5 protein-coding genes are annotated in these 8,519 nt (G+C 64.3%); 2 read left to right on the top strand and 3 right to left on the bottom strand.

Annotation, left to right across the window (positions count from 1 at the left end):
- Window positions 1-173: 173 nt before the first annotated feature.
- The 3 genes from trmFO to RMN73_RS10410 form a co-directional block, all read right to left on the bottom strand.
- On the bottom strand, window positions 174-1,526 hold the full coding sequence (gene trmFO / locus RMN73_RS10420) for a methylenetetrahydrofolate--tRNA-(uracil(54)-C(5))-methyltransferase (FADH(2)-oxidizing) TrmFO (RefSeq protein WP_309603260.1): 1,353 nt from the start codon (window positions 1,524-1,526) through the stop codon (window positions 174-176).
- 80 nt (window positions 1,527-1,606) lie between these two features.
- Window positions 1,607-4,399 carry a DNA gyrase subunit A gene (gene gyrA / locus RMN73_RS10415; RefSeq protein ID WP_309603259.1) on the bottom strand — a complete coding sequence of 931 codons (2,793 nt, stop codon included), beginning with the start codon at window positions 4,397-4,399 and terminating at the stop codon, window positions 1,607-1,609.
- 143 nt (window positions 4,400-4,542) lie between these two features.
- Entirely contained in the window at window positions 4,543-5,295 is a 753-nt protein-coding gene (locus tag RMN73_RS10410) for a YaaA family protein (protein WP_309603258.1), read from the bottom strand.
- Between the two features lie 192 nt (window positions 5,296-5,487).
- On the opposite strand from RMN73_RS10410, the gene RMN73_RS10405 reads away from it, so the two are divergent.
- Together RMN73_RS10405 and RMN73_RS10400 are read left to right on the top strand one after the other, a co-directional pair.
- Entirely contained in the window at window positions 5,488-6,774 is a 1,287-nt protein-coding gene (locus RMN73_RS10405; RefSeq protein WP_309603257.1) for a tetratricopeptide repeat protein, read from the top strand.
- Window positions 6,775-6,974: 200 nt separating this feature from the next.
- Window positions 6,975-8,507, top strand: a complete 1,533-nt coding sequence (locus RMN73_RS10400) for a histidine kinase dimerization/phospho-acceptor domain-containing protein (protein ID WP_309603256.1) — start codon at window positions 6,975-6,977, stop codon at window positions 8,505-8,507.
- Window positions 8,508-8,519: the final 12 nt, after the last annotated feature.

Raw genomic sequence — 8,519 nt, 5'->3', positions numbered from 1 at the left:
AGGCATAGTGATATTCCTTCTCTTGGACCCGACAATCGGGGCCTGGAGCTAAGAAGTAGCGAAGGGAAGGAATGAGGGCCGCAAAGCGCCTGAAGACCATCGATTTGCGACGACTAGCCCGGACTCTATAGGCGCATTTTGTCCAAACACCTAATCGTCGATTGGGTGCCGCGTCAGGCGGGCTCGAATATGCTCGCCGCGACCCACCCGCAAAGCGCCTCGCGGGCGCGGTTGGTATAGAGCTTTTTGCGGTCGGCCTTTTTCGATTTTGGGCCGTCCAATGGTGGCATCAGGCCGAAATTGATGTTCATCGGCTGATAGGTTTCAGCCTCCGCCCCGCCGGTGATGTGCGCCAGCAGCGCGCCGAGCGCGGTTTCTGGCGGGGGCGCGGACAGGGGGCGACCCGCGACCTCGGCAGCAGCGAATTTGGCCGCGAGCATCCCGATCGCGGCGCTCTCGATATAGCCTTCGCAGCCGGTGATCTGCCCGGCGAAGCGGATGTGGGGGAGCGACTTCAACCGCAATTCGCCATCGAGCAGTTCGGGCGAGCGGATGAAGCTGTTGCGGTGAATCCCGCCGAGCCGCGCAAATTCGGCATTTTCGAGCCCCGGGATGGTCCTGAAAATCCGCACCTGCTCGCCATGCTTGAGTTTGGTCTGGAAGCCGACCATGTTCCACAAGGTGCCGAGCGCATTGTCCTGCCGCAGCTGGACGACGGCGTAAGGCCAGCGCCCGGACGGATTTTCGGGCGTCGCCGTGTGGGGATTGTCGAGCCCGACGCCCTTCATCGGGCCATAGCGCAAGGTCTCGACCCCGCGGCTCGCCATCACCTCGATCGGCATGCAGCCCTCGAAGTAGGGTGTGTCCTTCTCCCACTCCTTGAACTCGGTCTTCTCGCCATCGTTCAACGCGGCGACGAAGGCGTCATATTGCGCCTTGGTCATCGGGCAGTTGATGTAATCCTTGCCGCCCTTGTCCCACCGCGCGGCCATCCAGCAAATGTCCATGTCGACACTGTCGCGGTGGATGATCGGGGCGATGGCGTCGAAGAAAGCGAGCGCGTCGGACCCGGTTGCGGCGGCAATCGCTGTGGCAAGGCCTGGCGCGGTCAACGGACCGGTGGCGATGATCGTCGATCCGGATGCCGGAAGGGCGTCGATCCGCTCGCGGACCACTTCGATATTGGGATGGGCGGCGATACGTGCCGTCACCTCGGCGGCGAACGCCTCGCGATCGACCGCCAGCGCCGACCCGGCGGGGACGCGGTGCTGGTCGGCGGCGGACAGCACCAGCGAGCCGAGCGTCCGCATTTCCTGGTGGAGCAGCCCGACCGCGTTATTTTCGGCATCGTCGGAGCGGAAACTATTCGAGCAAACCATCTCGGCGAGCCGGTCGCTGTCGTGGGCGGGGGTCGTATCGCCGCCTCCGCGCATTTCGCTGAGGCGAACGCGAAGGCCGGCTTCGGCCAGCTGCCAAGCGGCTTCGGACCCGGCCAATCCGCCGCCAATGATGTGGATATCGTGCATGAGCTCCTCTAACCGTTCGTCCCGAGCGAAGTCGAGGGGCGTATCTCGACTTCGCTCGATACGAACGGTTGGTGGAAAGACTATTCGCTCGGCGCTTCGTCCTCACCCGACGCGAGATCTTCTCCGATCACCGCATCCTCGGTCGGCGCAATCTCGTCGTCGCCTTCGAGTTCGATTTCCTCGACTTCGGCTTCGTCGATCTTGGCAACCGAGACGACCTTCTCATTCTTGTCGACGCGGAAGATGGTGACGCCTTGGGTATTGCGCCCGGCGATGCGGATGTCGCCGACGGTGGTGCGGATGACCTTGCCCTGGTCGGTGACCAGCATCAGTGCCTCGCCCGGGGTGACCGGGAAGCTCGCCACCACCCCGCCGTTGCGATCCGAGGTGACGATGTTGGTGATGCCCTGGCCACCGCGATTGGTGCGGCGATATTCGTAGGTCGAGCTGCGCTTGCCATAACCGTTGACGGTGACGGTCAGCAGGAACTGCTCGCGTTCGGCCAATTCCGCAAAGCGTTCGGGCGACAGGCTGCATTCGACCTCTTCTCGATCGCGCCACGGCGGGCATTTGAGATAGGCCTCGCGTTCCTCCTGCGTAGTTCCGGCGCGGCGCAGGATCGACATTGAGATAACGCGGTCGTCATCCTTCAGCCGAACCCCGCGCACGCCCATCGACGAGCGGCTCTGGAATTCCCGCACATCGGTCGACAGGAAGCGTATTGCCTTGCCGTTCCTGGTGGCGAGCAGGACGTCATCTTCTTCGGTCAGCAGGTCGACCGCAATCAGGCAGTCGTTGATGTCGCCTTCCTCGCCTTCTTCTTCGCTCACCCCGAACTTCATCGCGATCTTGCCCGCGGTGGGGATGTTCGTGAAGGCATCCATCGAATTGCGCCGCACGGTGCCCTTGGCGGTGGCGAACATGATGTGCAGATCGCCCCATTCGGCCTCATCTTGCGGCAAGGCGAGAACGGTCGAAATGGTCTCGCCCTCGGCCAGCGGGAGCAGATTGACCATCGGTCGGCCCTTGGCGGTGGGGCCGCCTTCGGGCAGCTTCCACACCTTCATCCGGTATACCCGCCCGGTCGAGGAGAAGAATAACACCGGATTGTGGGTCGAGGTGACGAACAAGGTGGTGACGACATCCTCGTCCTTGGTCGACATGCCGCTGCGACCCTTGCCGCCGCGCTTTTGTTCGCGGAACAGCGCCAGCGGGGTGCGCTTGATGTAGCCGGTCATGGTCACGGTCACGACCATGTCCTCGACCTCGATCAAATCCTCGTCGTCTATCCCATCGACCGCGCCGGCGAGTTCGCTCCGCCTTGGGGTCGAGAATTCCCGGTCGACCTCGTCTAGCTCCTCGCGCATCACTTCGTACAATCGCGTGCGGTTGCCGAGGATTTCGAGCAATTCGGTGATCGTCGCCGCAAGCCCTTCCAGCTCGCCGCCGATCTCCTCGCGGCCAAGCGCGGTCAGGCGGTGAAGGCGAAGCTCGAGGATTGCGCGGACCTGGGTTTCGGACAGGCGATAGGTTTCGCCTGCGGCCTGCGGCTCGATCGCTTCGACCAGCATGATGTATTGGCGGATTTCAGCAATCGGCCAGTCACGGTCGAGCAGTTTCTCGCGCGCCACGGCGGGGCTTGCCGACCCGCGGATCAGTTTCACCACCTCGTCGAGATTGGTCACCGCGACCACCAGCCCGAGCAAGATGTGCGCCCGATCGCGCGCCTTGGCCAATTCGAACTTCGAGCGGCGGGTAATCACTTCTTCGCGGAAGCGGATGAACGCCTCGATGAAGTCGCGCAGGGTTAGCGTCTCGGGCTTGCCACCGCGGATCGCGAGCATGTTGGCGGGGAAGCTCGACTGCGCCGGGGTGTGGCGCCACAATTGGTTGAGCACGACCTCGGCGGTGGCGTCGCGCTTCAGCTCGATGACGATCCTGACGCCGAGCCGGTTGGACTCGTCGCGGATGTCGGACACACCCTCGATGCGCTTGTCCTTGGCGGCTTCGGCGATCTTTTCGACCAGGCCATTCTTGCCGACCTGGAACGGGATTTCGGTGAGCACGATCGAGCGCTTGTCGCCGCGTCCTTCCTCGACATGCGCGCGGCTGCGCTGGAGGATCGAGCCACGGCCAGTGGTATAAGCCGAGTGGATGCCGGCCTTGCCGAGGATGATCGACCCAGTCGGGAAGTCGGGGCCGAGGACATATTCCATCAGCCCTTCGGAGGTGATCGTCGGATCTTCGATATAGGCGCGGCAGGCGGCAATCATTTCGCCAAGGTTATGCGGCGGGATGTTGGTCGCCATGCCGACGGCGATTCCGCCCGCGCCGTTGACCAGGAGGTTGGGGAAGCGCGCCGGCAGCACCTGCGGCTCGCGTTCGGACGCGTCGTAATTGGGGGTGAAATTGACCGTGTCGCGGTGAATGTCGCCGAGCAGGAAATTGGCGACCTTGGCCAGTCGCGCTTCGGTGTAGCGCATCGCGGCGGGAGGGTCGGGATCCATCGATCCGAAATTGCCCTGGCCATCGATCAGCGGCACGCGCATCGACCAATCCTGGGTCATCCGCGCGAGCGCGTCGTAAATCGCGCTGTCGCCGTGCGGATGATATTTACCCATCACGTCACCGACGATGCGGCTCGACTTGCGATACGCCTTGCCCGCGACATAGCCCGCTTCCTGGCAGGCGTAGAGGATCCGGCGGTGGACCGGCTTCAACCCGTCGCGGACGTCGGGCAGCGCCCGCGCCACGATCACCGACATCGCATAATCGAGGTAACTGGTCTTCATCTCCTCGACGATCGAGATCGGGGCGATATGCTCGCTCGACGGCGGCGGCGGTGCGGTGTCGGCAGGAGGCTCGGTGGCCAAGATATTTCCAGTCTTGTTGGTCTAAAAATTGGTGCGGAGAATCAGGCGCCGAAGCGGCGGCCGTGCCCCTTCATGTTGCTAGCCGATTGGCAGGCTGAGCGCCACCCCGCGCGCCCGCGTACGCCCGTACGCGAGGGCGGCGATCAGGCGCGGACGAACAAGGGCTTGTCGGGGATCGATCCGGCGGGGTCGAAGTGCCAGCCATCGGTATCGAACGAGGGCAAAGCCGCGGCGTCGGCGACGCGTTCATCGCACAGCCAGCGCGCCATCGCCCCGCGCGCAACCTTGGCGGTGAAGCTCTGGAACTGGAGGCCCTTGGACGTCTGTACGCGGAAGTCGGGGGCGATGACCCGCACTGACTTGGCGAACTTGCCCTTGAGCACCGCAAAATATTCGTTGCTGGCGAGGTTGATGACCAGCTTCGATTTCTCGGCGCGAAGGTCGGCCGCGACCGCCTTGGCAACCTTGTCGCCCCAATGATCGGTCAGACGGTTGCCCTCGGGCGCCCATTTGGTCCCCATTTCGAGCCGATACGGCCGTATCGCGTCCAGCGGCCGAAGCACGCCGTACAGCCCCGACAAGATCCGCAGATGATCCTGTGCGAAGGCGATCGTCTCGGGCTCGGCGCTGACCGCATCGAAGCCGCGATAAACGTCGCCGGCGAAGGCGCGGATCGCGGGGCGGGGGTCGGCCCGGGCAAAGCGCTTGAAGCGCTTATGATTGAGCTCGGCCAGCGCGGGCGAGATATGCATCAGCTCGGCCAACCCGTCGGCACCGATCTTCGACGCCGCGCGGGCGATGCGCCCGGCCTCCGCCGCAAAGCGGGCGCGCGTCGCCTCATCCGCATAAGCGGACTCAAAATCGAGCGTTTTGGCGGGGGACAACAGGATTAGCATTGCCCGTCCGGCTAGCGGGTGGCGAGCGTGACGTCAAAGGGCTTCCTAAGCCATTGGAAATACGTCATTCAATTGGCATTCACTTGGAGCGGACCAAGACAGTTGGCACCATATCCCCGCGGGTCTATGCCCGCACGGCTTTCACGTTGAACCCCCCGCCGCTTGTCTGGCCGCGGACAAGGAGATGCTTTGATGAACGGTAAGACCAAATTCCTGATCGTCGCGCTGGCCACCTGCATGGCGATGCCGGCGTCGGCGCAGCGCCTCGGCCGGGAAAAACCCAAGGATGCGCTGCCCGATGACATGTCGCGCAACACCGAAACCACGACCACGTCCGCGGCAACCACCACGACCGGTCGCAAGCTGGACATTTCCAAGGGCGCGCAAAAGGCGATCGTCGAGTTTCAGACGGCGGTCACGGCCAACGACGTAGCGACCATTCCCGCCAAGCTTGCAGCGGCGCGCGCCGTTGCCAAGACCAATGACGACAAGTTCATCATTGCATCGATTCAGACCAAGGCGGCGCTGACCGCGAATGACAATGCCGCAATCCAGGCCGGGATCGAGGCAATGCAAGCCTCGGGATCGGCAGAGAATCCCGATCTGGCGGCGCGCTTCAGCGACCTTGGCAAGCGTTACAAGGCGGCCGGGCAAGTCGATCAGTCGGTCGCCATGCTTAACAAGTCGCTGGCGATCGATCCCAACAATGTCGGTGCGCTGATCAACCTTGCCGCGATCAAGGAATCGCAGGGGCTCAAGGCCGAGGCGGTCACCTTAATGCAGAAGAGTTTCATTGCCAGCAAGGCAACGGGCAAGAAGGTCGAGGAAGGCAATTACAAATTTGCCGCCGGCCTTGCCTATGCGCAGCGGATGCCGCTTGCCAACGATCTCGCGCGGCAATGGTATGCGGCTTATCCGTCGCCTGCCAGCATGCGCGACAGCCTGCGCATTTATCGCGACCTCAACCGCCCAACCCAGGCCCAGTTGATCGACCTCCTGCGCCTCGGCCGCGCGGCCAATGCGCTGTCGGGGGAGACCGATTATTTCGCTTTGGGCAGTGCGCTGGTCAATGCCGGCAAACTCGCCGAAGCCAAATCGTTGATGGTCGAGGCCAAGACCGCGCCCAAGGTCGACACCACCAAGAGCGCCTTTACCGATGTCGTGAAAAAAGCCGCCGCCGCGCCCGCGCGCGCCGCCATCGACGCGTCGGCCAAGGCGGCGCTGGCCAGCGGCAATGGCAAGGCGATGATCGACGCCGGTGACGGACTATACGGGGTCGGTGCTTATGCCGAGGCAGTGCCTTTATATCGCGCTGCATTGGCCAAGGGCGGCGATCCCGGGCTTGCCAATTTGCACCTCGGGATGGCGCTCGCGCGCTCGGGCGACAAGGCGGGCGCGATCGTGGCGTTCAACGCGGTGACTGGCGCCAATGCTGACGTCGCGCGTTACTGGCTGATGTGGCTGGCAACGCAGGCTTAAGCCGACTGCAAGCATTGCAACGGGCGCCGGATAGCCTCCGGCGCCCGTTGTGCTGTATGGGCAAAAATGTCCCAAAACGGGATGGTTAACCGACCCCCGCTATCGGCTCACGCGACCTTGAGTAATGCCCTCTCCCCAAAGGCATTTTTCTGAAACGGCAGAGGTAGCGGCGAGTGCGGTTCGACGATCGATTGGCAACAGTGTTGTCGCAGCCCGTCGGCTCGCCGCATGATCGTGCGGTGCGCTGGCGGCAGCTGGTCGATCTCGTCGCGCGATCGGGCGGCCAGGCCGACCGCGCTTTGCTTGAGCAGGCGATCACCGTCATCCGCACCGACAGCCGCGCCATCCGCGAGCCGATCCGCGCTGCGGCCGCTCGCTCGATTGCTGGCGCACCAATCCCGCTAGTACTGCTCAACGTGTTTGCCGCCGACAAACTGGCAGTCGCGGCGCCGCTCATTGCCTCGGCGTCGCTGACCGGGGATGCGCTGGCCTCGCTCCGCGCCGAAGCATCCAACGATGTCCGTCGCTTCCTCGACAGCCTGAGCCGTCCGTCGGCCGAGGAAGCGCCGCCCGTGCCTGCGCCAGCGCCGCCACCGCCAGCCGCCGAACCCGACATCGCTGCCGAACCGGTGCCCTCGATCAGCGAAGTCGTCGCCCGCATTGAGCGGCTTCGCTCAAGCCGCGCGCAAGCCCCATTGCCCAAACCCGACCCCCTGCCACGCGGTGCCGATTATCCGGTCCCGGCGCTATTTCGATGGGAATGCGGCCCAGGCGGGGAGATCGAATGGGTTGAAGGCGCCCCGCGTGGCCCCTTGATCGGGCGATCGATCGCGGTCGCCGACGCCGACGAAGGGGTCGATGAATGCGTAGAGCGGGCGTTCGTCATCCGCGCCCCGTTCCGCGATTGCCTGCTTGAACTTGGTGACGATGGCCTGATGGCCGGCGAATGGCAGATCAGCGGTGCGCCCGCCTTCGCGCCGGGCGACGGCCGCTTCATCGGCTATCGCGGGATTGCGCGGCGCGGCCTGCCCGAGCCCGAGCCCTTGCCGACGCGCACCGGCGGCGGGTTGCCGACCGGCAATGACGCGCTGCGCGAGATGATCCACGAGATCAAGACCCCGCTCAATGCGATCATCGGTTTTGCGGAGATCATCGACGGGCAATATTTCGGCCCCGCGCACCGCCGTTACCGCGAGCGCGCGGCGGAGATTGTGACCAATGCACGATCCCTGCTCGAAGCCGCCGAGGACCTCGATTTCGTCGCCAAGCTGCAAACCGCGCGTGGCGGCGGCGGGGAGGGGACCGACTTTGCCAGCTTCCTGCCCGGCTTTGCCGAAGGATTGCTGGCCCGGGCGGCGGCGGTCGGCGTTTCGCTCGACGTGGACGTGCCTGACGCGCAGGGCGTATGCGCGCTCGAGCCCGAACTGACCGACCGATTGCTTCGCCGTTTCACCGATGCGGTGCTGGCCGCTTCCTCGCCCGGTGAGCGGCTGACCTTTCGGGTAGGGCGATTGGACGACCGCTTCGGGTTCAGCCTGACCCGGCCCAAGGCGACGATCATGGCTGGCAAGGAAGATTTGCTCGATCCCGAATTCACCATCGGCGGTGCCGACCGCGCGCTGCTCGGCCTCGGTTTCTCGCTGCGCCTGATCAACGGACTGGTCGGGATCGCGGGCGGCGGGCTGGAGATTGCCGACGACCATTTCAGCCTCGACGTACCGCTTCAGGCTTAGGGCTGAAGTATC

It is taken from the genome of Sphingomonas sp., assembly GCF_031372575.1.
Lineage (GTDB): Bacteria > Pseudomonadota > Alphaproteobacteria > Sphingomonadales > Sphingomonadaceae > Sphingomicrobium.
This window is presented reverse-complemented; position numbering and strand designations above follow the sequence as displayed.